Below are 25,971 nucleotides of genomic sequence, written 5' to 3'. Positions count from 1 at the left end.
GCTCGGGAGCTTCTGGGGGAGCTACCGCTTCCCGCGCGAAGCGCCCGTTTCAGGCCTGTCAAGGGGGGAACTATGACCGGTGGAACAGTGCGTCCGATGACACGCCTGCGGCCGCGCACACCTGCGCAGCCCGACCAACCCTTCCGACTGTCGCTGCTCGGCGGCTGGGATCTGCAGGCAGGCGGCGAGGGCGTGGCGATGTCCAGCAACGGGCAACGCCTGCTCGCCTTCCTCGCGCTGCGCGGGCGCACACAGCGCGACTACCTCGCCGGCATCTTGTGGCCGGAGAGCGACGAGCAGAGCGCGCTGGCCAATCTCCGGACCACCCTGTGGCGGGTGCGCCAGCGGGCGCAGGGCGCGGTGATCAGCACCTCGCACGAGCTCCAGCTCGCGCCGCTGGTGACGCTGGACGTCGACGGGCTGGTCGCGGCGGGGCGCTACCTGGTGCGCCAGGATTCGGCGGAGTCGCCCGCGGACTGCGCGGAGATCGGCCGTGACCTGGCGCGGCACGCGCCGCTGCTGCCGGGCTGGTACGACGACTGGGTGCTGACCGAGCGCGAGATCCTGCAGCAGCTGCAGGTGCATGCGCTGGAGGTTGCCGCGGAGCGGCTGGTGCAGTCCCGGCACCTGGCGGCGGCGCTGGAGATCGCGCAGGCGGCGACCCAGGTGGAGCCGTTCCGGGAGACGGCGCACTGCGCGGTGGTCAAGGTGCTGCTGCAGCAGGCGAATCCGGCGCAGGCGGTGCGCCACTACCAGCGCTACGAGCGCCTCCTGGACCGGGAGCTCGGCATCGAGCCGTCACCGAACCTGCGCGACCTCGTCCGCCCGGTCCTGGCCAAGTCCCGCGCCTGATCCCCGAAAGTTCGTTTCCAGGCCGGCTTCGGCACCGCGGCCGATGTTTCCGCTGGGCACGGGGTGGATGAGGTGAACGGCCTGTTCGCCTCACCTACCGGGACGAACGGTCCGTTCGCTCCACGCCACCGACGTCGGGTGGGTGAAGCGAACGGCCTGTTCACCTCGTCTATCGAGGCGAACAGGCCGTTCACTCCGCACCAGGCGAAGGGGCGACCCGGCCGGTCAGGCGAGGGCGGCCTTGACCGCTTCTCGGGCGCGGGCCGGGGTCGGGGCCGCGAGGGCCGCTTCCGCCGCCCGCTCGAAGGTCGCGAGCGGGTGCTCGGCGAGGGCCGCGCCGACCGCCGGGACCGCCGCCGCGGCCATCGACAGGCTGGTCACGCCGAGCCCCGCGAAGACGCCGGCCAGCAGCGGATCGGAGGCCGCCTCGCCGCACACGCCGACGGGCTTGTCGAGCTCCCGCCCGGCCCGGCCGACCGTCGCGATCAGTCGCAGCAGCGCCGGCTGCCAGGGGTCGTTGAGCTCGGCGAGCGCGCCCGCCTGCCGGTCGGCGGCGAATACGTACTGCGCGAGGTCGTTGGTGCCGATGCTGACGAAGTCGACCGCACCGAGGATCTCCGCCGCGCTCAACGCCGCCGCCGGGATCTCGATCATCACGCCGGCCCGCGGCAGGCCCGCGGCCCGCACCCGGCCGGCGAACCAGGCCGCCTCGTCGACGGTCGCGACCATCGGAGCCATCACGGACACCTCGGCGCCGGAATCGGCCGCGGCCGCGGCGATCGCCTCCAGCTGGCGTTCCAGCACGTCGGGCCGGTCGAAGGCCACCCGCAGCCCGCGCACGCCGAGCGCCGGGTTCGGCTCCACGCCCATGTCGAGGAAGGCCAGCGGCTTGTCCGCGCCGGCGTCGAGCGTGCGGACGATGACCGGCTTGCCCGCGAACGGCGCGATGACCTCGTGGTACGCGGCTCGTTGCGTATCGACGGCCGGTTCCTCGCCCGCGCCGAGGTAGCAGAACTCGGTGCGGAACAGGCCGACTCCCTGCGCACCGGCCGCGACGGCGGCGCGCGCGTCGGCGCCCGATCCGACGTTGGCGATGACCTTCACCGGCTTGCCGTCCGCGGTCTCGCCGACGCCGTTCCACTCCTTGGCCGCGGCGCGCTCCGCGGCGTGCACGGGCACCGCGTTCTCGGAGGTCTCCACCTCGCCGCTGTCGCCGTCCACGATCGCGCCGGCCACGCCGGGCACCCCGAGCACGCCGCGGACCGCCACCACCGCCGGGATTCCCAGCGCCCGCGCCAGGATCGCGGTGTGGCTGGTCGGGCCGCCTTCCTCGGTGACCAGCGCGAGCACCAGGCTCGGGTCGAGGTCGGCGGTGTCGGCGGGGGCGAGGTCGCGGGCCAGCAGCACGCTGGGCCGTTCGAGCTCGGGCACGCCGGGCGGCGTCACGCCGTGCAGTTCGGCGATGATCCGGTCCCGGACGTCCTGCACGTCGCGGGCGCGTTCGGCCATGTAGCCGCCGGCTGCGCTCAGTGCCTCCGCGAAGCCGTTGGCCGCCTCGAACACCGCGCGCGGCGCGGGCATCGAGCGGCCGGTGACGAGTTGTTCCGCCTGCGAGATCAGTGCCGGGTCCAGCGCCATCGCGGCAGTCGTCTCCAGCACTGCCTTGGCGTCGCCCTCGACCCGGGTGGCGCGCTCGAACAGCCGCTCGGCGACGGCTTCGGCGGACGGCCGGATGCGGGCCGCGTCGGCGGCCGGGTCGGTGGGCGCGGGAGTGGCGGACGGTTCGGGCAGGGGATCTGCGACCCGGGCGACCGGCCCCGAGGCGCGGCCGGAGCTGACTCCGACACCAGTCAAACGCGACATGGTCTAGACCATACCCTTCTCATTCGGGCTTTGGGGCGATCGTAGGCACGAGTACACCGTTCGGCCCGAACGCCACGGCCAGCGTGAACACGCCCCGTGGCGACAGTGGTTCTTACGTCCCCCGAATGTCGCATTGCCTCCATTACCGATGAGTAACAAGTGAGTAGCCGTACGGATCCGACCGCAACCCCCGGAACAGGAGGCTGTGGGCATGGCATTGAGCGCTCAGATCACCGAAACGAAACCACGCCTCGACTGGTTCGCCGAGCCCCTGGCCGCGATCGTGAACCTCTTCGCCAGCCAGCTCCCCGAGCCCGGCCCGCGGAGGAGCGACGCGTCGGGGACCGCCCCCGACAGACTTCCGCCGCCGACGAGCGAACTGCCCGGCAAGCCGGTTCCCATCCCGGGTGAACCCGTCGACACCAGCCACGCCCGTCCAGTGCAGTCCCCGGTCGCTTCGACCGGGGCTGCCCCGTCTCTGGAGTGATTCCGCGTCCATGCCACCAAAACACCGCCGCCAGGCACGCGAACGGCCCGTTCACCTCGGAAGCAGAGGAGAACGGGCCGTTCACTTCGCGCCCGGCCGAACACAGTGGAATCTCGTTCGGGGATCCACCGTTCGAGCTAAATTCGAGCCTTACATGGATCTTTTCGGAGCAGTCGGGCGTCAGACTGAACGAGTTGTTGCTCGCCGGTATTCGCGCCACCGACGATCACAACCTGCTGAGGGCCGGCCGCAACGCCCCCCGTGCGGTCGGCCCCCAGTGAAAGCCCACCGAGCGCTCAGTCCTGAGCCTTGCGCAGGCCGAGGGCCTTCAACGCACCGTCCACCCGGCCGGGCTGCTGCTCCGGCAGCAGGTGCGGCGCTTGCTCGGCGACCGCGGAGAGCACGCTGCTCGCCGAGGGGTTGACCGCCTGCCACTCGCCCACGACCACGGTCGGCACCGTCTCGTTGCCGTCCGCGATGGAACGCACCACCGCCGCCGCGTCCGGGTCCTCCCAGATGTTCACCTCGGTGAAGGCCAAGCCCTGGCGCCGCAGGCCGGCGCGCAGCGAGGAGCAGAACGGGCAGCCGGGCCGGGTGTAGACGACGACTTCCTCGACGACGGCGGTCATCTTGCCTCCTGAGTCATAAGCGCTGGTCACCGCGCGGTTCCGGTTCGGGCTCCGCCGGCCGGGCTTTGCGTCCACCGCGCGGCGTCGCCCATGATCTGCAACATCGCGGGCATACGAATCATTCGCGACACCATCGCATCCGGGGCCGGAGCGAGACGATGCTCACCCCGGCGAGCGCTTCCCGATCACGACCGCGGTGGCGGATTCGGCCGCGTGCCCGCGGACGAGGGGCCGGATGGGCCACAATCACGGACGGTCGACCTGGGAAGCCGGGGCGGCCACACCGACACTGGAGTGGCACATGACCGAGGTGTCTCGGCGCGGGCGGCTTCGCGCGGCCACCGAACTCGAAATCCGCCAGCACGCGCGGGCGCTGCTCGTCGAGCACGGCAGCGACGCGGTCACGCTGCGCGCGATCGCCCGCGAGCTGGGCATCACGGCGCCGGCGCTGTACCGGTACTGCGAATCCCGCGAAGACCTGCTGCGCCAGCTCTGCGACGACATCTGCGCCGACCTGGCGACCGAGCTGCACGCGGCGCTGGAACCGGCGGTCGGGGGATTCCTGGACAAGATCTTCGCGGTGTGCCGGGGATTCCGGCGCTGGGCGCTGGCGCATCCCGAGGAGTTCGCGCTGGTCTTCGCCACGCCGCGGGGCGAGGAGGGGAACCGCGGGCAGGACCAGTTCGCCGGCGTCTTCCTGGGCATCGTCGGGCCGTTCCTGGCCGAAGGCGCGGTGAGGATCGACTTCGCGGCGGGGCTGCCGTTCGAGCTGCCGGACATGTCGGCGCAGCGGGAAGCGCTGGCGGCGGCGTTGTCCACCGAGGGCATCGAGGTTCCGCCGGAAGCCCTGAGCCCGGACGCGGTGTACGTCCTGCTGCGCTGGTGGGTCCGCCTGTACGGGCACGTGGCCCTGGAGGTCTTCGACCGCTTCCCGTTCGACGTCAAGCACGCCGACCGCCTCTTCGACTCGATGCTCCACGAGCTGACCCACGAATCCGGCCTGGCCTGAACGGATTCCCGGTCTCCGCCGGGGCTCTGCGCTCGTTGAAGCCGCCTGTTTTGCCTGAAATCGGAAACTTCAGCGCCCCGTCGGATCATTCGAGTAGTCCGATCGGAGCAAGTTTCGGGGCACTGCCGATCTTTTCGCGGTGTTCGATCAACCCGCGCTCTATCCGGGCGTCCCACGGACATCGATTGAAAACGCGGGAAAGGTGTTAACGATGTTCCACAAGTCGGGGCGGGTTCTTGTTGCAGCGCTGGCGGTTGGTGCCGCCCTGTTCGTCGGCGGTTGCGCCGCCGGAACGGGATCGGCCCCGCACCCGCAGCCCCCGAGCATCGACACGGCCAGCGGGGGCTCGATCGCCTCGGACAGCGAGGCGACGCAGAACTCCGACAGCAGCAGCACCACGTCCGAGAGCCCCGACACCGGCAAGAACACCGAGACCGGCAAGAACACCAACACGAGTTCGCGCGACGGCAAGGATTCCGGCAACGGCACGGGCTCGACGTCCAGCACCCAGAAGGAAATCCAGCTCACCACCTACACGCCGGACGGCACGACGACGAAGTTTGTGACCTCGCCGAAGGAGTTGATCCTGCCGGACTCCGCCAGCGGCGGCGCCTCGGACGTGCAGTTCAAGAACATCACCTGGAACTATTGGGGCGACAACGGCGCGGAGGGCAACGGCGACGCGTACGTCACCGGCGGCGGTGCCCCTCCGGAGACCATCCACAATGTACAGATCATCGTGGACAACCCGCAGATGGTCAGCGGCACACGGCAGTACACCCACTTCCTGATCATGTACCCGGACGGCACGCACAACGAAGGCGAGATCACCTTCTGATCCCCGCATTCTTCGGCGAGATCGGAACACGGTGCACGGCCCCCTGGTGCACCGCACGGCGCCCGTTCTCGTCGAAACTGCCACCCCGGCGCGCCACGCCGGGGTGGCAGTACTGCGCCGTCAGTCGATGACGGCGACCGCCTCGATCTCGATCTTCAGCCCGGCGTCGGCGAGGCGCTGCACGCCGATGTGGCTGCGCGCGGGGCGGTGCGCGCCGAAGAAGTCGCGGTAGACCTCGTTCACGGCGGCCTGCTGATCCATGTCGGTGTTGAAGATGGTCACCTTGACGATGTCGGTGATCGCGCCGCCCGCGGTTTCCAGCACCTTCCGCAGGTTCTCCAGGCACGCGCGGGTCTGCTCGGCGATGTCGCCGCGCGAGTGGTCGGGATCGCCGGGCAGCAGCGGGAAGGCCGTCGCACCGGAAAGCCAGACGGTCCGCCCACTGGCGACGACCGCCGGCGCGAACGGCATCGCATCGCTACCGGTGCTCGCGACCAGCCGCGAATCCCATCCGACGCCGCGCAACTCGACCGGCTCGTTCATGTGAGTCCTCCATTCGAAGTCCGCCCAACGCTAGAACTTCGAGCGCACTGGACATCAACAACCCGGTGACGCGACCCACACAGGCGTTTTCAGTACGGGTGGATTGCAGTGGGCGCGAGGGTGATGATGGCCGGGGGATAGATCTCGTCGACGAGATCCTCGATGGCGAGTCGGTGTTTGCCGACGTAGGGCGGGGTTTCGGCGGCGAGCGTCCGGTGGCGTTCGGCCAGATATGCCCGGCAGCGCTCTGCGACCATGTCCTCGAAGACGGTCCGCTCGCGCACTTCCGGTTGTCGCGTGGCCGCCGCCTGCATGGTGTCGCGCATCTGCCAGACGCTCACCGAGCCGAGCCCCGCGCCGGCATGCTGCCCATTTCCACCGCGCAATGGGAAAACCGCGACGAACGCTGCGGCGGCCGCGAGCAGCCCGATCGCAGTCGGCGCGCCGAGCGGCGAATTGAAGAATCCGAGCACCACGTCCATGTCCAGCCTCCGTGTTCAGCAACCGGGTTCCGATGTCCGACGTGGATCAGCCGGCGGCGTCGCGCCGCGCTTTGGCTTCAGACCAGCAGCTTTCGCAGGTGGGAGCCAGCCACTCCACCTCGGTAGGCCGGACGATGCCGATGGTTCGGCCGCAAAGGGTCGAACGCTCCTGCCCGGGCACCGGCGGTTCACCGGCTCCAAACCATGCCGAGCACCCTCGAAAGGCCGCCAGTAGGCAACGGGCCGCTGAGGCTCCAGGAAGAACACCAAGAACACCTCCAGAAACGGGAAAGACGGCGGCGGGCCAGCGGGGTCGGGGGAGGGGAACCGGCCCAGCCGCCGTCTAGATCAAAAAGTATCCCGGAAAGCTTTCTGGGGCTATTACCTGATCGGGTTTCGTTCAGTGTGCTAAACCTGAAGCACTTCCCGATCCGACACACGACTTGGGGAACCAGATGGCGCCTTCTTCGCCACCCGTCGCAGCGTGGGAGCTCGGCATCCGACTCCGAGAAGCACGCGATCTGATCAATCTGAGCTCGACCGATGCCGCGAAATCCATTGGCATCACGCAGAACTACCTGAGCAACGTCGAGCACGGCCGACGCCGGATCGCCGAGGACAAGCTCGACAAGCTGCTCACCAACTACGGAGTGCGCGACGACGAACGCGAGGAACTCCTTGCGCTACGACGAGCATCGGACGGAAGCGGCTGGTGGTCTCGCTACAGCGGACTTTTCTCGCCGGAACTGGTCAGGTTCTTCGGCTACGAGCACGGCGCGCAGGAGGTCCACACCTACGAAGGCGCCATGATCTCGGGACTGCTGCAGACAGAGAACTACTCCCGTGCCGTCCACAGCGGCGACAGCGCAAACCTGCGCAAGTCCGAGGTCGAGCGCCGCATCGAGGCTCGAAACCGCAGGCAGCAGCGCCTCAGCGGACCAGAACCGCTGAACGCGACGATCCTCATGGCAGAAAGCGCTCTCTACCAGCAGGTCGGTGGCCCCGGCGTCCTCGCCGAACAACTGGAGCACCTGCTCAAGCTGATGGACGAATGCGCTGACGGCCTTGACGTCAGGATCATTCCTTTCAGCGCCGGTGCGTACTGCGCCTTGGGGAGCTCAACCTTCCACCTGCTGACCTTCCCGAGCGCTCGGCTCGTGCGGCTCGGCTGGCACGAGACGGTGACCTCGCTGAACCTCGTCGAGAGCGAACTGAAGATCCACCAGTACAGCGTCGCGTTCTCGGAAGCACTGAGCCGCGCAGCGGATCGAGACGGCTCCAAACAGCTCATTCACAAGGCATTGCACCAGATAACATGAGCGGGTGTCGGATTTAGCGAAGAACTTAGCCACCGCCAACTGGTTCAAGTCCAGCTACTCGACAAGCTCCCAGGGCTGCGTCGAGGTCGCCTTGGCGCCCCCGCTCTTCGGTGTCCGTGACAGCAAGGACCCGCACGGCGGCACCCTCGTCTTCGACCACCGACAGTGGACGAACTTCGTGATCTCGATCAAGTGATCAACGTGGGAGTGTCGGCGTTCGAGTCCGGCTCCTGGTTCAAGTCCAGCTACTCATCGAACGCGCACCACTGCGTCGAGGCCGCGATGTCTGAAGCTGCGGTCGCGGTGCGAGATACGAAGGATCGCGACGGCGGCACGCTCGTGTTCGCTGCGAAGAAGTGGGCGGCCTTCATCTCTTCGACCAAAGAAGAGGCAATTCCCGCGAGCCCAGCACGAACATCGATGGCCTCGTCCTGCCCAATTTCCCGGAGACTGCCAACGCATTCTGCAACGACTGCGGCAGTCTGGCGCGTCTCCGACTTGTCGTAGTGCCTTGGGGCCGTTTCGGAGTGGGGTACGGGCACACGTGAGACGTGGCCGCCAGGAACGCCGAGCGCCGATTTCGCGCGAAATCGCCACCTCCCAGCCACCGGGCGCCTTCGGGATGAGCTTGCCCGGAACCTTTTCTGAAACAGCACTTACCTATCGCGCGGAGGCTTGCTCCGTCGCCCTGCCGGTGGTGATCCTGCATCGGAACTCAAGTGCCGGCCAATGGGTATCGATCGAGTCTTCGAACTGCCCGGAGATGGTCGACAGCAGCACCACACCGTCGTTCCGTGCACCGGCCAGCAGAGTGGTCAGCATGTCCTGCTCGACCGCGCGGTTCACGAAATGGCGGGTCGCACCGGGAAGTTGCCGCGGGACCACCGGATCCTTCGCGGCGTGGAAATGCACGTCACCCTGAATCGCGCCCGCTTGCACCACCGGGCCGTGCACTGGTGCTGCGACCTTGTTTCCTACCCCGTCCGCCTTCTCGCGCACGCATCCCCCAAGCCGATAGATCAACGACCAGCCTGGCACGGAGCTCCGCCCGCCGACACCTCCAGACACGTGAACGCTCCCACCGCCGGCATGTTCCCGGTGGCCACGGGGCCGTGAGTGTTTTGGGGTGCCATAGCGACACAAAACACGCACGGCCCTGTGCCTGACGTACTGCTTCTTCGTGCAGAAGAAGCAGCGGCCCGTGGGGTGCTCGGGCCGCTGCTTCGGCGATCAGATCAGCATTGCCGCCGGCGCTGCAAGTACTTGACCGGCAATGCTGATCGGTCCGTGATCAGGGGGTTCGCGCGTTGATCCAGTCCGCGAACTCCTCGCCCAGTTCTTCCTGCGCCTCCCCGATGATGTCCCAGGCGTCTTCCGGTGGGGTAAGGCCGAAGTTCTCCTCCAGCCAGGCGAGGTATTCGGCTTGCGCGGGGACTTCATCCTCGTCCCGTTCGAAGACGCATTCCTCATCGCACGCCAGATCGGCTTCGAGCACGCCGAGCAGTTGGAGGAACTCCCGGACATTGCGGGCGACGATGTGGCTTCCGCCCTCGTCGCCCAGCAGCACGACCGGCAGCGTCGCCAGGTCGGCGCGGTCGTCGCGCTTCCAGAGGGCGTAGAGCGAGCCGCTGCCGTTGGCCGACGCGAATCCGAGCAGGCCGTGCATGAGTTCCGGGGTGTCGCGGAGGAACTCCAGCTCGCCGAACTCGTCCATCCAGGCCCAATGCGCGTAGGACTCGTCGGTCTTGTCGTCGAAGGCCTTGAGGAGATTCAGTTCGGGAACCGGGGAATACGTGCTCGACACGGGAGACTCCGTTGACCGGGACGGGACGGCGGGCACGTACCGGCCTGCAACGACAGGCACGATCGCCGCTTCCCGCCGCCCCGGCTCCAGGATCAGAAGTTGGTGATCGCCGAGATGTTGCCCTTGTGCAGGTTCTCGATCACGTTGCGGGCGTCGCGGTACTTGTAGGAACCCGACTCGAAGAGCAGGTAGGCATCGCCCTTGTACTCCGTGATGCCCTCGGCCATGCTCGGCGCGCGGAAGCACTTCGTGGACGGCTTGTCGATGTCCGTCGCGCCCTTGTCCACCACGAAGATGTTGCTGCGCTTGTCGCGGCCGTAGGACGTGCTGAAGATGAACTTGTCCTTCGTGACCATCAGGCCCTGCGTCTTGGTGGGCACCTCGTAGCCGTGCTCCGTGGTCAGCGAGCCGTTCTCGTTGATCTTGTACGAGAACATCTTGCCGCGGCCGCCGTCGTTGAACTTGCCCGCGTACAGGGTGTCCCCGTAGCTGGAGATGAACGACGCCGCGTACACCCGGCGCCCCTGGCCGTCCTGCTTGACGTACGGGACGCCGCCCTTCTTCATCGCGTCCCGGAGGTCGGACAGCTTGTACTTGCGGATCGTGTCCCACTTGCCGGAGTCGCGGCCCTGCACGAACGCCCAGTCCCGGCTGACCGTGATGCCGCCGACATGCGACTCCGCGATGGCGACCGTGCCGACGTGCTTGCCGGTCTTCGGATCGATGCCGACGATGTGCGCGTCCTGGCCCTTCTCGCCGTACTCGGTCACGAGCAGCAGGTCGCTGTTGGGGCCATCCCAGTTGTACCAGGGCGAAATGCCCTGCGGTGTCTGCTTGTCCAGGCCAGGAACCGCCGGGCCCTTGCCGAATGCCTTGTCGTAGGCCTCCGACGCCGACGGGCCGCGGTAGAACGCGCCGTCGCCGCTGGCGCTCGTCTCGCACTTGATGCCCTGGTCGGCGTCGCCTTCCTCGGCCGCAGCCGTGGACGTCGCGGCGGTGCCGAGCAGGAACGCACCGCTGACTGCGGTGATCATGGCTTTGCGGAGCAGGGTGGACATCGTGCCTCTCAAACATCTTGGCATCGGTCGTACACCCATTGGGACGCACAGCAGCCGCCACGGTTCCACCCCAGATCAACTTCTTGTTCACCCGCTGGTCACGCCCGGGTTCGCGACGGAAAATCGCCAGCCGCCCGAGGTCGGGCGTGGTGGACTGTGGACATGACGATCACCCAGCAGGACAAGGCGGAACTCTTCCACTCGCTGCACACCGACCGGGCCCCGCTGGTCCTGGCCAACGCCTGGGACGTGGCCAGCGCGCGACTGGTCGAGGACGCCGGAGCCGCGGCGGTGGCGACCACCAGCGCCGGCGTCGCGTGGAGCCTCGGCGCGGCGGACGGCAACGCGCTCGACCGGCGGCTCGCCGTCGAGCTGATCGCGCGCGTCACCGCCGCGGTGGACCTACCGGTCACCGCCGACATCGAAAGCGGCTTCGCCGAAAACCCCGACGGCGTCGAGGAAACCATCCGCCTGGTGCTGGAAGCCGGGGCGATCGGCATCAACATCGAGGACAGTGCCGGCCCGGCGCTGCGCCCAGTCGAAGAGCAGGTCGCGCGCATCGCCGCTGCCCGCGCGGCGGCCGACGCCGCGCAGATCCCGCTGTTCATCAACGCGCGCACCGATCCGTTCCTGCGCCCGGTCCATGACGACCCGGCGGAGCGGTTGCGCGACGCCATCAGCCGCGCCGCCGCTTACGTGGAGGCCGGGGCGTCCGGGATCTTCGTACCCGGCATAACGGATCCAGCGGTGGTCGCCGAGCTGGCGAAGAACATCGAACGGCCGCTGAACGTGCTGGCCGGCCCGGGCGCGCCCGCCGTCGCGGAGCTGGCGGAGGCAGGAGCAGCCCGCATCAGCCTCGGCGGAGCAGTGGCGCAGGCGGCGTACGCCGTGGCGCGCAAGGGGATTCGGGAGGCGCTGGAGCACGGCACCTACGACTCGATCGCGGACGCCGCGGACTTCAGAGACCTCAACGCCCTGTTCCGCAGCTGACCAGCACCACCGCGAACTTTACGTCCACATCGGACGCTAGACGGCCGATGCGCGAGGAACCCGATTCGGGCCGTGGGCGAAGGGCTCCCGATCTTGCCTGGAATCGGGAGCCCGCGAGCGCCAGGCAGCGCCCGTCACCGAGTGGTCACTGGGCGTCGTGGGCGCGCTGGGTCTCTTGGCGGCTGGCTTCCGCGCCCGTGGCGATCGGGGCCGTGAGCCACTGGCGCGGGATGCCGAAGACCGCCACCAGGTCCACCGCGTGCGGGCGGAGCTGGCCGCACAGCACGTTGATCGCCTCCGTGATCGCCTTCGACCGGCGCGGCGAGATCCGCTCGTGCTCCAGGAACCAGCCGCGGTCCGCCTCGATGTTGGAAAGCACGTACAGGTCGCAGAGCTTGTTCAGCAGCGCAGCGGTGCGCCGGTCGTGGCAACGTTCGATCGCCGCGACGAACGCCTCCAGCACGACGCGGTCCACGTGCGCCCGAGCCGCGCGCAGCACGTGGTCCTGCGCGTTGTTGAAGACCTCGAAGGCGTTGTCGCGGTTGGCTTTCCGCAGGCGGCGGCCCAGGCCGTCGAGCACGTGGCGCTCGCGGTCGTCGAACATCTTCAGCTGCCAGCCGCGGTCGAGGATGTCGTCCTTGCCCGAGCCGTCGATGATCCGCTGCACCAGGGAACGCGTCGCGGTCCGCTCGATCACCGCGCCCACGAACTGGTCGGCGACGAACTTGGCCATGCCCAGCGTGCCCAGGTCGTCGAACTGGTCCTTGTAGTTCGTCAGCAGGCCCTTGGCGACCAGCTGCAGCAGCACCGTGTTGTCGCCCTCGAACGTGGTGAACACGTCGGTGTCGGCCTTGAGCTGCGCCAGCTGGTTCTCCGCCAGGTAGCCCGCGCCGCCGCAGGCCTCGCGGCAGGTCTGGATGGTCTGCGTCGCGTGCCAGGTCGACAGCGCCTTCAGCCCCGCTGCGCGGGATTCCAGCTCGCGCTGCTCGCGCTCGCCGCTGGGCGCATCGTGCAGCGTGGTCACCAGTTCTTCCTGCGCGAAGTGCAGGGCGAACGTCTTCGCCAGCGCGGGCAGGAGCTTCCGCTGGTGCGCCAGGTAGTCCAGCACCACGGTCTCCTCGCCGGTGCCGGGCCGCTCGAACTGGCGGCGGGCGTCGCCGTAGCGCAGGGCGATCTCCAGCGCCAGCTTGGTCGCGCCGCCCGCGGTGCCTGCGACCGAGATCCGGCCGCGGATCAGGGTGCCGAGCATGGTGAAGAACCGCTTGCTCTTGCTGGCGATCGGGCTGCGGTAGGTGCCGTCCGGCTCGACGTCGCCGTAGCGGTTGAGCAGCGCCTCGCGCGGCACCCGCACCTGGTCGAAGCAGAGCCGGCCGTTGTCGACGCCGTTGAGGCCGGCCTTGCGACCGCAGTCCTCGATCCGCACGCCCGGCAAGGCCTGTCCGGCCTCGTCCCGGATCGGCACCAGCAGCGCGTGCACGCCGTGGCTCTCGCCGCCGGTGATCAGCTGCGCGAAGACCACCGCCAGCCGGCCGTCCCGCGCGGCGTTGCCGATGTACTCCTTGCGCGCCGACTCGTGCGGCGTGTGCACCACGAACTCCTGCGCCGCCGGGTCGTAGGTGGCGGTGGTGTGCAGGTTCTGCACGTCGGAGCCGTGGCCCGTCTCGGTCATCGCGAAGCAGCCCGGCAGGTCCAGGCTCATGATGTCGCGCAGGTAGCGCTCGTGGTGGCGCTCGGTGCCCAGCGCGACGACCGCCCCGCCGAACAGTCCCCATTGGACACCGGCCTTGACCATCAGCGACAGGTTGCCGGGCAGCATTTCCAGCGACACCACGGAACCGCCGGTGTCGCCGCGGCCGCCGTAGGCGACCGGGAAGCCGAGGTCGGTGATGCCGGACTTGGCCAGCAGGCGCAGCTGTTCGAGGGTCTGCGCGCGGTGGCTCTCGGTGTCGAGGCCGTCGGCCGGCGGCAGCGGGACGCCGTCGAGGGTCTCGCGGACCTGCCTGCGGACATCGGCCCAACGGCCGTCCAGCAGCGTCGCGAGCTCGCCTGCGTCGAATCCGGAGCAACACATCGCAGCCTCCACTCGTAGGTACCGGCTACTCCGAGCGTAGTTACTGACCAGTAACACTGCCATGTGACCTAGCCCTCCGCCCCCTCGGGTGCCACCGGCCTAGGTGAGCGTCCCGTTGGGGGAGTGCGCGGCGGCCGAACGCGGCAGAGGATCACAGGGGCGCCTGCACCGGCGACCACCGGATACACCCCGTTGCAGTTCGACACCCGCTGTTCTCACGAGGTTCAGGAGGTGCAGTTGCATGAGCTCGAACCCCGGCAAAGCCGACCTCGGCGCGATCTTCGACGAGCACTTGGCCGACGAGTTCGTCATGAAGGACGTCTCCGCGACGATGACGACGATGACCAAGAAGCCCGTGGTCAACCACGTGCCGACCACGGCGGGCGGCGCCGGCCGGGCAGCCGTTTCCCGGTTCTACCGCGACCACTTCATCGGCCAGTGGCCCGACGACATCGACATCACCCGGCTGTCGCGAACCGCCGACGCCGAGCGCGTGGTCGACGAGATGGTCATCACCTTCACCCACGACCGGGTCATCGACGCGCTGCTGCCCGGCGTCGCGCCGACCGGCCGCCGGGTGGAGATCGCCGCGGTGGCGGTGATCGGTTGCGAGAACGGCAAGGTCGCCTACGAGCACATCTACTGGGACCAGGCATCGCTGCTGGTCCAGGTCGGGCTCCTCGCCCGCGACGGCCTGCCGGTCACCGGCGCGGAGCAGGTCAAGACCCTGCTCAACGACGGGCCGCTGAACGTCCTGCAGCCCGCGAAGGCGAAGAGCAGGTGAGATCCCGCCGAAGGGCGCCTTTCCCGGGTGAACCGGCGAGAAGGCGCCCTTCGACCGAGCAGCGTCAGGCGACGACGTTGACCAGGCGGCCCGGGACGACGATGACCTTCCGCGGGTCCTTGCCGTCCAGCGCAGCGACGATCTTCTCGTCCGCCAGCGCGGTCGCCTTGACCGCGTCCTGATCCGCCGAGGCGGGCACCACGACCCGAGACCGCACCTTGCCGTTGACCTGGATCGGGTACTCCACGGTGTCCTCGACCAGGTACTGCTCGTCGGCCACCGGGAACGGGCCGTGCGCCAGGCTGTCGCCGTGGCCCAGCCGGGCCCACAGCTCCTCGGCCAGGTGCGGCGTCAGCGGCGCGACCATCAGCACCAGCGGCTCCACCATCGACCGCGGCGTGCCCGCCGCCGACGAGTACGCCTTGGTGATCCGGTTGTTGAACTCGATCAGCTTCGCCACCGCGGTGTTGAACCGCAGCGCCGAGTAGTCCTCCCGGACCCCGGCGATGGTCTTGTGCAGCGCGCGCAGAGTCTCGGCGTCCGGCTGCTCGTCGGTCAACCGCAGCTCACCGGTGTTCTCGTCGACGACGTTGCGCCACAACCGCTGCAGGAACCGGTGCGAACCCACGACGTCCTTGGTCGCCCACGGGCGCGAAGCCTCCAGCGGGCCCATCGCCATCTCGTACAGCCGCAGGGTGTCGGCGCCGTAGGAGTCGGCCATCTCGTCCGGGGAGACGGAGTTCTTCAGGCTCTTGCCCATCTTCCCGTACTCCCGCCGGACCTCCTGGCCCTGGTGGAAGTACTTGCCGTCGCGCTCCTCCACCTCGTCGGCCGGGACGTAGACGCCGCGCGAGTCGGTGTAGGCGTAGGCCTGGATGTAGCCCTGGTTGAACAGCCGCCGGTACGGCTCCTCCGCCGACAGGTGGCCCAGGTCGAACAGCACCTTCTGCCAGAACCGCGAGTACAGCAGGTGCAGCACCGCGTGCTCCATGCCACCGATGTACAGGTCCACGCCGCCCGGGTCGCTCGGGCCGTGCAGCTCCGGCCGCTTGCCCATCCAGTACTGCTCGTTGGCCGGGTCGACGAACCGCTCGGTGTTGTCCGGGTCGATGTAGCGCAGCTGGTACCAGCAGGAACCAGCCCACTGCGGCATCACGTTGGTGTCCCGCTCGTAGTGCTTCAGCCCGTCGCCCAGGTCCAGCTCGACGTTCGCCCACGCGGTGGCCTTGGCCAGCGGCGGCTCCGGCCTGCTGTCGGCGTCCTCCGGCTCGAAGGTGCGCGGCGAGTAGTCCTCGACCTCGGGCAGGACGACCGGCAGCTGGTCCTCGGGCAGCCCCAGCGGCAGGCCGTCCTCGCCGTAGACGATCGGGAACGGCTCGCCCCAGTAGCGCTGCCGGGCGAACAGCCAGTCGCGCAGCTTGTACTGCACGGTGCCGCGGCCGTGGCCGTGCTCCTCCAGCCAGGCGATGACGTTCTTCTTCGCGTCGTCCAGGCCCAGCCCGTTCAGGTCCAGGCCGACGGCCGGGTTCGCGGAGTTGATCCGCGGCCCCACGCCGGTGTAGGCGCCGCCCTCGAAGTCCTCCGACGGCTGCACGGTGCGGACGATCGGCAGGCCGAAGACCTCCGCGAACTCGTGGTCGCGGGTGTCCTCGCCGGGCACCGCCATGATCGCGCCGGTGCCGTAGCCCATCAGCACGTAGTCGGCGATGAACACCGGGATCTGCGCGCCGTTGACCGGGTTGGTCGCCCAGGCACCGGTGAAGACGCCGGTCTTCTCCTTGTTCTCCTGGCGGTCCAGGTCGGACTTCATCGACGCCGCCCGCCGGTACTGCGCGACCGCCTCCGCCGGGGTCGCCGCGCCGCCGGTCCAGCGGTCATCGACCTCCGCGGGCCACGCCGCCGCAGTCAGCTCGTCGACCAGCGGGTGCTCCGGGGCCAGCACCATGTAGGTCACGCCGAACAGCGTGTCCGGGCGGGTGGTGAAGACCTCGATGCGGTGCGCGGAACCGTCCAGCGGGAACACGACGTTCGCGCCCTGCGAGCGGCCGATCCAGTTCCGCTGCATGGCCTTGACCTGCTCCGACCAGTCCAGCCGGTCCAGGTCGTCGACCAGCCGGTCGGCGTAGGCGGTAATCCGCATCATCCACTGCTTCAGGTTGCGGCGGAACACCGGGAAGTTGCCGCGCTCGGTCAGGCCGTCGGCGGTGACCTCCTCGTTGGCCACCACGGTGCCCAGGCCCGGCGCCCAGTTGACCGGCGCTTCGGACACGTAGGCCAGGCGGTGGGAGTCGATGGTCTCGCGCTGCTCGGCGCGGCTCAGCTCCGCCCACGCGCGGCCGTCCGGAGTGGCGCGCTCGCCGCTGGCGAACTGCGCCTCCAGCTCGCTGATCGGCCGCGCCTTGCCCTTGCCGCCGTTCGCCTCGGCGTCGTACCAGGCGTTGAAGATCTGCAGGAAGATCCACTGCGTCCAGCGGTAGAACTCGATGTCGGTGGTGGCGACCCGGCGGCGCTCGTCGTGGCCCAGGCCCAGGCGGCGGATCTGCCCCAGGTAGCGCTCGATGTTCTGCTCGGTCGTGGTCCGCGGGTGCGTGCCGGTCTGCACCGCGTACTGCTCGGCGGGCAGGCCGAACGCGTCGAAGCCCATCGTGTGCAGCACGTTGCGGCCCAGCATCCGGTGGTAGCGGGCGTAGACGTCGGTGCCGATGAAGCCCAGCGGGTGGCCGACGTGCAGCCCGGCGCCGGAGGGGTACGGGAACATGTCCTGGACGAACAGCTTGTCCTCGGGGACGTCGCCCTTGAGTGACCCGACCGGGTTCGGCGCGTGGAACGTGCCGCGTTCCTCCCAGAGGCGCTGCCAACGCTGCTCGATCTCGGTCGCCGTGTCCGCCGTGTAGCGGAACTGCGGGACCTCTTCGGTAACGCCGGTCGTCGAGCCCTCTGCCTGGCCACTCATCGTGTTGCGTCCTTCCCTGCCTTCTCGCCCGAACGCGCGGGTCATGCGCCCTTAGTGTGCCGTCTCCTGAAAATGGAAAACCCCCCAGGCCCTGGTGGGCATGAGGGGTCGCCGCGTCGAAGCGTCGCTACCGGACGTTCAACGCGGCCTCGCAAGAAGCAGACGTGCGCTCACGAGTCCAGGGTAACGCACGTCACCTCACGGCCAGCGTGATGACCTGCGTGGTCTGGTTCGGGGCGAAGTTGTCGTCGCTGACCAGGACCAGGCTGCGGCGGCCGTCCGGCAGCCGCGGGCCCCAGGTCATGCCCTCGACGTTGTCGATCGTGCTCAGGCCCAGGTCGGCGAGGTCCACGACCAGCTCCTTGTGGACCGGGCGCACCTTCGCGTCCTGCAGCGACGAGAGGTGCTGCACGTCCGTCGCGCCGCGGGTGGTGATCCGGTAGATCCGGATCGAGTTGCCGACGCCGGTCACGAACGAGCGCTCCACCACCAGGTACCCGTCGCGGTCGGCCAGCAGCGCGCTGACCCCGTTGTTGGCGAAGCCGCCGGTCGGGGACTCGGCGAACACCGGGTCCAGCGGGTAGGCGTACTGGCCCTGCACCCAGCCGGACCTGGACTGCACGGTGATCCGGGACAGCGCGCCGTGCTCGGCGGTCGGCGACTCGCCGTCCTGCAGCAACGGCCCCTCCATCGCGGTGACCACCCGGCTGCCGCCGGCGGCGAAGGTCAGGCCCTCCAGCACCTCGTTCTGCTTCGGCCCGGTGGCCGGCTCCATCCGCAGGTTCTCCGGCAGCGGCAGCTCGTGGGAGAAGTGGCCGCCCGCGCCGACGCTGGAGATCGACGGATCGATCAGCTGCGCGGCGCGCTCACCCTCGCTGGTCCACCAGATCGTGTCGGACCACGGGTCCCACCGGACGTCCTCCGGGTCCACGGTGCCCTTCGGGTAGGTCGTGCCGTCCGGCCGCAGCAGCGGCTTGGTGCCGGTCAGCCGGAAGTCGGCGCCGTCGAAGCGGCCGGTGTAGAACCGCGCGGGCTGCCGATCGGAGCGATCATCGCTGATCAGCACCCATTCGCCGGTCCGCGGGTTGTAGTCGATGCCGGACAGCCCGCCGACCGTGGTGCCGTCGAACTCCATCGCGTGCGGCAGGGTCAGCTCGCCTACCAGGGCGACCTCGTCGGTCTTCGCCGCCGCCGGTGCCGCCGCGGCGACCAGCAGTGCGACGGCCAGCAGACCGGCCGGGACAATCTTCTTCGCCATGTGTGTCAGCACACCTGACCAGGGTGTCCGGCAGGTAGCGATCAGATGGCGGCTTACGCTGTCCGAGTGTTCGCTGTTCAGGTGATCCTCTGCGCGCTCCTGGTCCTGGGTGGGGCGGCGCTGCTGCTCCTCGGTTTCCGCGGACTGCGGGGCCAACTGGTCCGCAACCGCTACATCGGTGTCCGCACTCCCGCCGCCATGCGCAGCGAGGACGCGTTCGAGCTCGCCAACCGGGCCGCCGGGCCCGCGATGCTGGCCGGCGGCGCGATCGCGGTGCTCGCCGGCGCCTCGATGCCGATGCTGGCCGCCACCTCCAGCGTCGTGATGGTCGCGGTGTTCGGGCTGGTCGGCGCCTTCGCGCTGATGACCGTCGGCGGAGTGGTCGGCAACCGCGCCGCCGAGGCGATGCCCGCACCGGCGGCCGCCGCCGGCTGCGGTGGTTGCGCGGGCGGCTGCTGCGGCGTGCCCAAGCAGAGCTGAATCGCCGGCGAACACGGGCCGGTGCTGCGCCGAGGCGCGGCACGGCCGTGGCAACGTGACCGGCATGCTGAGGTGCACCCGCTTCCGCGACGGCCGCCCCGAGGACATCCCGGGCGGCGAAGCTCTCGACGCGCTGCGCGACGTGCCGGACGACGCCTTCGTCTGGCTTGAGGTGCCACCGGAGCGGTTCGACCTCCTGCACGAGGTGGCGCGGCTGCTGGAGCTGCCCGCGCTGGCCGTCGAGGACGCGGTGCGCGCGCACCAGCGCGCCAAGTTCGAGCGGTACCCGGGCTGCGAGTTCGTCGTCCTCAAGGTCCTCGGCTACGCGGAGGAGACCTCGACGGTCAGCACCTCGGAGCTGATGATGTTCCTGACCGAGCGGGTGCTGATCACGGTGCGGCACGGCGGCCAGGATCCGACCACCGAGGCCCATCGACGGGCCGCCGACCGGCCGGATCTCGTCGCGCTCGGCACGCGGGCGATGGTGTACCTGCTCACGGACGCGGTCGTCGATTCTTACCTGGCCATCGCGGCGGAACTCGGCGAGGACCTCATCGCGCTGGAGCAGCGGGTGTTCGCCCCGAACCGGGACGACCCGACCGAGGACCTGTACTCGCTGAAGCGCGAGGTGCTGGAGTTCCGCGACGCCGTCGAGCCGCTGCTGCCGGTGGCGCACCGACTGATCCGGCAGGACAACGGCGTGCCCGGGCTGCTCGGCCAGCACTTCCGCGACGTGGCCGACCACGTGTTGCGGGCCGGCCGCCAGGTCGGGTCCTACGACGAGCTGCTCAACTCGGTGCTCGCCGCCCAGTTCGCCCGGGCCGGGCTGTGGCAGAACGAGGACATGCGCAAGATCTCCGCGTGGGCGGCGATCGCGCTGATCCCGACCGTCGTCGGCGCGATCTACGGGATGAACTTCGAGAACATGCCGGAGCTGCACTGGGCCTTCGGCTACCCGCTGGCGCTGCTGTTGATGGTCTGCCTCTGCTGCGTCATCTACGCGTTGCTCCGCCGAAACCGCTGGCTCTGACTTGTCCACAGGAAGCTGTCCACAACTCTGTGGATAACTCTCAGATCTGGGGATAACTCACCCAGTACTCCACAGCTCCGACCACGTTCGTGGGCCGTGCGCACTTCGTGCTGCTATGGCGACACAAAGTACTCACGGGTACTGGCCAAGCAGAACTAGTTGAGTTTGACGTCGCCGGGGTGGGTCGCGAGGAAGGCCAGCGGCGGGCCCTGGCGGCGGAGCACCCGGCCCCAGAGCTCGGTGCCCGGATCGGCGATGACGTCGTCCGGCAGGGCCGGCACGACGATCCAGTCGCCGCGCTCGATCTCCCCGGCGAGCTGGCCGGGCTCCCAGCCGGCGTAGCCGGCGAAGAAGCGGAGGCCGCGGGCGCGGGGGACCAGTTCGGCGGGATCGCCGTCGAGATCGACCAGGCCGACCGGGCCGCGGACGCCGACCATGCCCGCGATCGCGCCGACGTCCTGGCCCGCGCGGAGCGTCGCCAGGCAGATCGCCGTGCGCTGCTCGACCGGCCCGCCGACGAACAGCGACTGCGGTTCGCTCGCGTGCTCGCCCCACTTCGGCAGCACGTCGTGCACCGCCACCTCGCTCGGCCGGTTCAGCACGACGCCCAGGGTGCCCTCGGCGCGGTGGTGGATCACGTAGACCACCGTCCGCCGGAAGTTCCGGTCCAGCAGCTGTGGGGCAGCGACGAGCAGCGTCCCCGGTTCCACGTCCGCGTCTGATCCCACCATCGCATGATCTCACTGGTTGCCCGCGCACGAACCACCCTGACCGAAACGAGGTCCGCCGACCCCGCCCAGCAGCTCCGATGTCGGCAGCAACAGCTGCTGAGCAATCATCGATCACACGGAGACGTACGCTTCACTATTAATATAACTCGCTGACCTGCGTAAATTCCCCACCAGTCAGGCGAGCGAGGCCTCACATCGATGCCTCAGGGAACCTCGATGCCCTGTTCGCGGGCCCAGTTGTACAGCTCCTCGACGGCCTCGTCGTGGGACATCGGGCCGCGGTCCAGGCGTAGCTCTTTCAGGTGTTTCCAGGCCTGGCCCACGACCGGCCCGGGCTCGATGCCGAGCAGCCGGATGATCTCGTTGCCGTCCAGGTCCGGCCGGACCTTCGCCAGGTCCTCCGCCTCGGCGATCCGCGCGATCCGCTCCTCCAGATCGTCGTAGGCCCGCTGCAGCGCCGACGCCTTGCGCTTGTTCCGGGTCGTGCAGTCCGCGCGCACCAGCTTGTGCAGCCGGGGCAGCAGCGGGCCAGCGTCGTTGACGTAGCGGCGCACCGCCGAGTCGGTCCACTGGCCATCGCTGTAGCCGTGGAAGCGCAGGTGCAGGAACACCAGATCGGCGACGTCCTTGATGACGTCCTTCGGGTACCGCAGCGCGCGCAGCCGCTTGCGGACCATCTTCGCGCCGACGACCTCGTGGTGGTGGAAGCTCACGCCGCCGCCCGACTCGAACCGGCGGGTGGCCGGCTTGCCGATGTCGTGCAGCAGCGCCGCCAGCCGCAGCACCAGGTCCGGCTCGCCCTCCGGATCGGCGGCCCGCTCCAGGTCGATCGCCTGGTCCAGCACGGTCAGCGAGTGCCGGTAGACGTCCTTGTGCTGGTGGTGCTCGTCGATCTCCAGCTTCATGGCCGGCACCTCGGGCAGCACGTGGTCGGCCAGCCCGGTCTCCACCAGCAGCTCGATGCCGCGCCGCGGGTACTCGCCGCACAGCAGCTTGGCCAGCTCGACCTGCACCCGCTCCGGGGTGATCCGGGTGATCTGGGTGGCCATGTCGGTCATCGCCGTCACCACCCGGTCGGCCGCGGTGAAGCCGAGCTGGGAGACGAAGCGGGCGGCTCGCAGCATCCGCAGCGGATCGTCGGCGAAGGAGTCCTCCGGCGCGGCCGGGGTGTCCAGCCGCCGCTCCGCCAGGTCGGCCATCCCGCCGTGCAGGTCGACGAACGTGCGGCCCGGCAACGCGATGGCCATCGCGTTCACGGTGAAGTCGCGGCGCACCAGGTCGCCCTCGATGGTGTCGCCGAAGGCCACGTCGGGATTGCGGCCCACCCGGTCGTAGATGTCCGCGCGGAACGTCGTGATCTCCACCGTCGTGCCGCGCCGGAACGCGCCGAGCGTGCCGAACTGGATCCCGGTGTCCCAGATCGTCTCCGCCCAGCCGGTCAGCAGCTCGCGGACCTGCTCCGGGCGGGCCTCGGTGGTGAAGTCCAGATCGGTGCCCAACCGGCCCAGCAGCGCGTCCCGCACGCTGCCGCCGACCAGGTACAGCCGGTGGCCCGCCGCGGCGAAGCGCTGCGCGAGCTCCTCGGCGACCGGTGCGACCTTCACCAACTCCACGACGGCGTTGCGCTGCGCTTGGCGCTCCCGAGCCTGCAGCTCGGCGGGCGTGGCGGAGTCGTGGTGCGGCGAGGAAGGGGACACGATGTACCAGGGTATCGGCTGCTCAGGAGGCCCCCACCGGCTACCTGCGGCATGCGCGCATGCGCACTGGGCCACTCCGGCGCCGGGCAAGCGGCGCAGCCGGTTGATCCGGCCGCGCGAGCGGGATCGCGGGAGGTCGTCGCGGGCGGCCCGCCCCGGCGGTTCGCCGAACGACCAGCTCCACTCGGAGGCGCTGATCGCACTACCATCGGCGGCATGCCCCCGTCGCCCGGCCGCTCCGGCGGTACCCAGCCGGGGCGTCGGAACCGGCGCCGGCGGCGCAGGCTGCGGACCGTCGACGAGACCTCGGCCGGTGGGCTGGTGGTGAACGGCGCCGAAGGCCTCGCTGCGATCATCGGGAGGCTGGACCGCAAGGGACGACTGCTCTGGTCGCTGCCGAAGGGCCACATCGAGGCGGGCGAGACCGCGGAGCAGACCGCGGTGCGCGAGGTCGCCGAGGAGACCGGCATCATCGGCCGGGTGGTGGCCCCGATCGGCACGATCGACTACTGGTTCGTCGCGGGCAACCGGCGCATACACAAGACCGTGCACCACTTCCTGCTGGATGCGGTGGGCGGAGAGCTTTCCGACGAGGACGTGGAGGTCACCGAGGTGGCGTGGGTGCCGCTTGGTGAACTGGACGAGGTACTGGCCTACGCCGACGAGCGTCGGCTGGTGCGCCGCGCGCTGAGCATGCGCGACGGCGAAGCGAACGACGCGGGTGAGCGGCTCGGGGCCCGGCCGGCACGAGGTAGCGGAACGGAGCCGGGGTGAGGTTTCTGCTTGCCGCGCTGGTCGCGGTGTTGCTGTGCGCGATAGTTCCGCTGGTCCCGGCGCCACCGGCGGCCGCGCAGGGCGAGTCCCCGACCCTGCTCGACGTGACCAAGATCACGCCTTCCGTGGTCGGCGCCGGTTCGCCCGGCGAGGTCGTCATCACCGGTCGGCTGACCAACACCAGCGATCACCAGATCAACAACGTCGAGGCCCGCGTCCAGCGCGGCAACGCGACCACCACCGAACCCGCGGTCCAGCGCGCGTTGCGCAACGACCCGGCCACCGTCACCGAGCCGTCGTTCACCCCGATCGCCGACCGGCTCGCGCCCGGCCAGCAGATCCCGGTCGAGCTCCGCATCCCGCTGACCGGCCCCAACTCCCTGCAGCTCAGCCAGCCCGGCGTGTACCCGCTGCTGGTCAACGTCAACGGCGCGCCCGGGGGCGGCGGCCGCGCGCGCATCGCCCAGGCCCAGTTCCTGCTGCCGGTGCTCGCCCCCCCGGGCGGCGAGCCGGTGCGGCCGGCGCGGCCGACCGAGACCAGCATGATGGTGCCGATCGTGGACTTCCCACGGTTGGAGCGGGAGGCCATCGGCGGCATGCGCGCGGTGCTGGTGGACGACCAGCTCTCCACCTCGCTCGCGCCCGGCGGCCGGCTCTACGACCTGGTTCAGGCGGTGACCGACCGCGCGGGTCCCGGCTCGCCGGTGGGCAACGCCCTGTGCTTCGCCGTCGACCCGGACCTGCTGATCACCGCCCGCGCCATGCAGCACGGCTACCTGGTGCGCCAGCCCGACGGCTCGCTGGTCGAGGGCATCGGCTCCGGCGCCGCCGACCTGTGGCTGAGCAAGCTGCGCGAGGCCACCAACGGGCGCTGCGTGACGGCGCTGCCCTACGCCGACGCCGACATCGTGGCGCTGGGCCGCGCCGGGCTGCCCGACCTGGTCAAGGGCGCGCTGGACGGCACCAGCCTGGTGCGCGACATCCTGCGCGTCGAACCGCGCGACCTGCTCTGGCCGATGGAGGGCGCGCTGGCCGATCCGGCTATCGGCAAGCTGCCCCGCACCGAGCTGATGGAGCCGCGGGCGCTGAACCTCCCCGCCGGATCGCTGTCGCCGGTCCGGGTGCGCGGCCAGGACATGGCCGCCGTCCCCATCGACCCGCTGCTGACCAGCGCGCTCGACCCGCTGCACGACACGGAGCTGAAGGTCACCGCGCTGTCGCCGCCGGAGAACGGGTCGCTGTCCGCCCAGAACGCGCTCGGCGCGCTGGCGTTCCGCGCGACGCAGGGCCAGGTGCCGGGCGCCACCTCGGTGCTGGCACCGCCGCGCCGCTGGAACCTCCGCGGCGACGACCTGCGCGCCCTGCTCGAGGGCATGCAGCAGCTGAACGAAGCCGGGCTGATCCGGCTGGCCCCGGTGCCCGAGCCGACCCCGGCCACGCTCCCGGAGGCCGACCTCGACTACCCGGTGGACACCGGCTCGGCGGAAATCCCGCAGCCGGTGCTCGAACAGCTCGCCGCGCAGAACTTCAAGGTCGGCGACCTGTTCGTGTCCTCGCAGGAGGAGCGGTCCAGCCCCGTCCAGGTCGGCGAGGTCACGACGCCGCTGCGCAACGGCCTGCTGCGCGGCGCCGCCAGCGCCTGGCGCGGCAACCCCGACGCCGCGCGCCAGTGGGTGGACCGGGCGTCCGCCGCGATCGGCGACGTGCTCGGGCAGGTCCGCATCGAGGAGTTCGGCGGCCAGATGGCGCGGATGGACACGGCCACCGCCCCGATCCCGGTGACCGTGGTCAACGACCTGCCGATCACGGTCGGCGTGGTGTTCCGCATCCCGCAGGTGCCCGGCGTCCAGGTCCAGCACGATTTCGGCGGCCCGGTCACCGTCCCGGCCAACGGGCGGCGGTCGATCTGGCTGCCGACCAACACGCAGCGGGCCGGCAAGTTCGCCATCGACGTGACCATCACCACCGAGGCCGGCACCCAGTTCGGCACCACCAAGCGGCTGCAGATCGAATCCAGCAACTACGGCGCCCTGATCCCGGTCCTCACCGGGATCGCGGCCGCGTTGCTGGTGCTGATGTCGGCGATGCGGATCATCAAGCGGGCCCTGGCCAGGCGCCGCAGGGCCGAGGCGGCGGCCGCCTCGTCCGACGCGGCGGAGCCGGTGGAGCCCGACGACTCCACCGACCCGGCGGAGTCGAACGGCGCACCGCAGGAAAGCACGCCCGAAACAGCCCAGATCGCCACCACCGACGGTGATCGGAACCGGAACTGAGATCCTGAGCGGGGTCGCGCCGTCACTCGTAGGTGTGGACCGCGAT

25 protein-coding genes are annotated in these 25,971 nt (G+C 69.8%); 13 read left to right on the top strand and 12 right to left on the bottom strand.

Translation table 11 applies throughout. From position 1 onward, the window contains the following. Positions 1-96: 96 nt before the first annotated feature. Positions 97-852, top strand: coding sequence for a BTAD domain-containing putative transcriptional regulator (locus AB0I53_RS00785; protein ID WP_358594299.1), 756 nt, complete (start codon positions 97-99; stop codon positions 850-852). Positions 853-1,077: 225 nt separating this feature from the next. Here the strand turns inward: AB0I53_RS00785 and ptsP are convergent, their stop codons facing one another. Beyond that, positions 1,078-2,715 (bottom strand): phosphoenolpyruvate--protein phosphotransferase, encoded by a 1,638-nt coding sequence (gene ptsP, locus AB0I53_RS00780; protein WP_358594296.1) that lies wholly within the window; start codon positions 2,713-2,715, stop codon positions 1,078-1,080. Positions 2,716-2,926: 211 nt separating this feature from the next. Between ptsP and AB0I53_RS00775 the strand changes: the two genes are divergently transcribed. Further along, the gene (locus tag AB0I53_RS00775; protein WP_358594293.1) at positions 2,927-3,202 is read left to right on the top strand and encodes a hypothetical protein; all 276 of its coding nucleotides are present in this window, start codon (positions 2,927-2,929) and stop codon (positions 3,200-3,202) included. Between the two features lie 296 nt (positions 3,203-3,498). Here AB0I53_RS00775 and AB0I53_RS00770 read toward each other — a convergent pair whose 3' ends face one another. Then, positions 3,499-3,831 (bottom strand): glutaredoxin domain-containing protein, encoded by a 333-nt coding sequence (locus tag AB0I53_RS00770; RefSeq protein ID WP_358594290.1) that lies wholly within the window; start codon positions 3,829-3,831, stop codon positions 3,499-3,501. Positions 3,832-4,132: 301 nt separating this feature from the next. On the opposite strand from AB0I53_RS00770, the gene AB0I53_RS00765 reads away from it, so the two are divergent. Together AB0I53_RS00765 and AB0I53_RS00760 are read left to right on the top strand one after the other, a co-directional pair. Beyond that, on the top strand, positions 4,133-4,840 hold the full coding sequence (locus AB0I53_RS00765) for a TetR/AcrR family transcriptional regulator (RefSeq protein ID WP_358594288.1): 708 nt from the start codon (positions 4,133-4,135) through the stop codon (positions 4,838-4,840). Between the two features lie 211 nt (positions 4,841-5,051). Next, a complete protein-coding gene (locus tag AB0I53_RS00760) occupies positions 5,052-5,678 on the top strand; it encodes a hypothetical protein (protein ID WP_358594285.1) in 627 nt (208 codons plus the stop codon). Between the two features lie 120 nt (positions 5,679-5,798). Here AB0I53_RS00760 and AB0I53_RS00755 read toward each other — a convergent pair whose 3' ends face one another. Both AB0I53_RS00755 and AB0I53_RS00750 read right to left on the bottom strand, forming a co-directional pair. Further along, the gene (locus tag AB0I53_RS00755) at positions 5,799-6,221 is read right to left on the bottom strand and encodes a RidA family protein (RefSeq protein ID WP_358594282.1); all 423 of its coding nucleotides are present in this window, start codon (positions 6,219-6,221) and stop codon (positions 5,799-5,801) included. Positions 6,222-6,310: 89 nt separating this feature from the next. Next, complete coding sequence (locus tag AB0I53_RS00750; protein ID WP_358594279.1) at positions 6,311-6,703, bottom strand: hypothetical protein; 393 nt, start codon at positions 6,701-6,703, stop codon at positions 6,311-6,313. A gap of 455 nt (positions 6,704-7,158) precedes the next feature. Between AB0I53_RS00750 and AB0I53_RS00745 the strand changes: the two genes are divergently transcribed. From AB0I53_RS00745 to AB0I53_RS00735, 3 genes are read left to right on the top strand one after another with little or no spacing between them, the layout of a single operon-like run. Further along, positions 7,159-8,022: a helix-turn-helix transcriptional regulator gene (locus AB0I53_RS00745; protein ID WP_358594276.1), complete on the top strand. Its 864-nt coding sequence runs from the start codon at positions 7,159-7,161 to the stop codon at positions 8,020-8,022. 4 nt (positions 8,023-8,026) lie between these two features. Beyond that, positions 8,027-8,218, top strand: a complete 192-nt coding sequence (locus AB0I53_RS00740; protein ID WP_358594273.1) for a DUF397 domain-containing protein — start codon at positions 8,027-8,029, stop codon at positions 8,216-8,218. Beyond that, positions 8,188-8,529, top strand: coding sequence for a DUF397 domain-containing protein (locus tag AB0I53_RS00735; protein WP_358594270.1), 342 nt, complete (start codon positions 8,188-8,190; stop codon positions 8,527-8,529). Before AB0I53_RS00740 ends, AB0I53_RS00735 begins: the two co-directional genes overlap by 31 nt. Before the next feature lie 153 nt (positions 8,530-8,682). On the opposite strand, the gene AB0I53_RS00730 is transcribed toward AB0I53_RS00735, so the two are convergent. The 3 genes from AB0I53_RS00730 to AB0I53_RS00720 all read right to left on the bottom strand — a co-directional run bounded on the left by AB0I53_RS00730 (position 8,683) and on the right by AB0I53_RS00720 (position 10,884). Then, positions 8,683-9,021, bottom strand: a complete 339-nt coding sequence (locus AB0I53_RS00730) for a hypothetical protein (protein WP_358594267.1) — start codon at positions 9,019-9,021, stop codon at positions 8,683-8,685. A gap of 292 nt (positions 9,022-9,313) precedes the next feature. Then, positions 9,314-9,826 carry a hypothetical protein gene (locus tag AB0I53_RS00725; protein WP_358594264.1) on the bottom strand — a complete coding sequence of 171 codons (513 nt, stop codon included), beginning with the start codon at positions 9,824-9,826 and terminating at the stop codon, positions 9,314-9,316. A 92-nt stretch (positions 9,827-9,918) separates the two neighbouring features. Continuing rightward, positions 9,919-10,884: a hypothetical protein gene (locus AB0I53_RS00720; RefSeq protein ID WP_358594262.1), complete on the bottom strand. Its 966-nt coding sequence runs from the start codon at positions 10,882-10,884 to the stop codon at positions 9,919-9,921. 162 nt (positions 10,885-11,046) lie between these two features. Here AB0I53_RS00720 and AB0I53_RS00715 point away from each other — a divergent pair, with 162 nt between their 5' ends. Continuing rightward, on the top strand, positions 11,047-11,874 hold the full coding sequence (locus tag AB0I53_RS00715) for an isocitrate lyase/phosphoenolpyruvate mutase family protein (RefSeq protein WP_358594259.1): 828 nt from the start codon (positions 11,047-11,049) through the stop codon (positions 11,872-11,874). A gap of 145 nt (positions 11,875-12,019) precedes the next feature. On the opposite strand, the gene AB0I53_RS00710 is transcribed toward AB0I53_RS00715, so the two are convergent. After that, positions 12,020-13,945, bottom strand: a complete 1,926-nt coding sequence (locus AB0I53_RS00710) for an acyl-CoA dehydrogenase (RefSeq protein WP_358594256.1) — start codon at positions 13,943-13,945, stop codon at positions 12,020-12,022. A gap of 241 nt (positions 13,946-14,186) precedes the next feature. Here AB0I53_RS00710 and AB0I53_RS00705 point away from each other — a divergent pair, with 241 nt between their 5' ends. Then, on the top strand, positions 14,187-14,729 hold the full coding sequence (locus AB0I53_RS00705) for an ester cyclase (RefSeq protein WP_358594253.1): 543 nt from the start codon (positions 14,187-14,189) through the stop codon (positions 14,727-14,729). Positions 14,730-14,793: 64 nt separating this feature from the next. On the opposite strand, the gene leuS is transcribed toward AB0I53_RS00705, so the two are convergent. Together leuS and AB0I53_RS00695 are read right to left on the bottom strand one after the other, a co-directional pair. Further along, positions 14,794-17,682 (bottom strand): leucine--tRNA ligase, encoded by a 2,889-nt coding sequence (leuS, locus tag AB0I53_RS00700; RefSeq protein WP_358594250.1) that lies wholly within the window; start codon positions 17,680-17,682, stop codon positions 14,794-14,796. A 193-nt stretch (positions 17,683-17,875) separates the two neighbouring features. Then, on the bottom strand, positions 17,876-18,940 hold the full coding sequence (locus AB0I53_RS00695) for an esterase-like activity of phytase family protein (RefSeq protein ID WP_358594248.1): 1,065 nt from the start codon (positions 18,938-18,940) through the stop codon (positions 17,876-17,878). Between the two features lie 66 nt (positions 18,941-19,006). On the opposite strand from AB0I53_RS00695, the gene AB0I53_RS00690 reads away from it, so the two are divergent. Next, positions 19,007-19,420, top strand: coding sequence for an SdpI family protein (locus tag AB0I53_RS00690; protein WP_358594245.1), 414 nt, complete (start codon positions 19,007-19,009; stop codon positions 19,418-19,420). Positions 19,421-19,484: 64 nt separating this feature from the next. Then, a complete protein-coding gene (locus AB0I53_RS00685) occupies positions 19,485-20,450 on the top strand; it encodes a magnesium and cobalt transport protein CorA (protein ID WP_358594242.1) in 966 nt (321 codons plus the stop codon). A gap of 155 nt (positions 20,451-20,605) precedes the next feature. Here AB0I53_RS00685 and AB0I53_RS00680 read toward each other — a convergent pair whose 3' ends face one another. Continuing rightward, entirely contained in the window at positions 20,606-21,181 is a 576-nt protein-coding gene (locus AB0I53_RS00680; RefSeq protein ID WP_358594239.1) for a YqgE/AlgH family protein, read from the bottom strand. 203 nt (positions 21,182-21,384) lie between these two features. Then, positions 21,385-22,833, bottom strand: a complete 1,449-nt coding sequence (locus AB0I53_RS00675) for a CCA tRNA nucleotidyltransferase (RefSeq protein WP_358594612.1) — start codon at positions 22,831-22,833, stop codon at positions 21,385-21,387. A 261-nt stretch (positions 22,834-23,094) separates the two neighbouring features. Here AB0I53_RS00675 and AB0I53_RS00670 point away from each other — a divergent pair, with 261 nt between their 5' ends. Together AB0I53_RS00670 and AB0I53_RS00665 are read left to right on the top strand one after the other, a co-directional pair. Continuing rightward, the gene (locus tag AB0I53_RS00670; protein ID WP_358594236.1) at positions 23,095-23,652 is read left to right on the top strand and encodes an NUDIX hydrolase; all 558 of its coding nucleotides are present in this window, start codon (positions 23,095-23,097) and stop codon (positions 23,650-23,652) included. Then, the gene (locus tag AB0I53_RS00665) at positions 23,649-25,925 is read left to right on the top strand and encodes a DUF6049 family protein (RefSeq protein WP_358594233.1); all 2,277 of its coding nucleotides are present in this window, start codon (positions 23,649-23,651) and stop codon (positions 25,923-25,925) included. Before AB0I53_RS00670 ends, AB0I53_RS00665 begins: the two co-directional genes overlap by 4 nt. Positions 25,926-25,971 lie beyond the last annotated feature (46 nt).

This window comes from Saccharopolyspora sp. NPDC050389 (genome assembly GCF_040655595.1).
Classification (GTDB): Bacteria; Actinomycetota; Actinomycetes; order Mycobacteriales; family Pseudonocardiaceae; genus Saccharopolyspora.
Note: the sequence above shows the minus strand (reverse complement) of the source record. Positions and strands in the feature narration are given on the sequence as shown.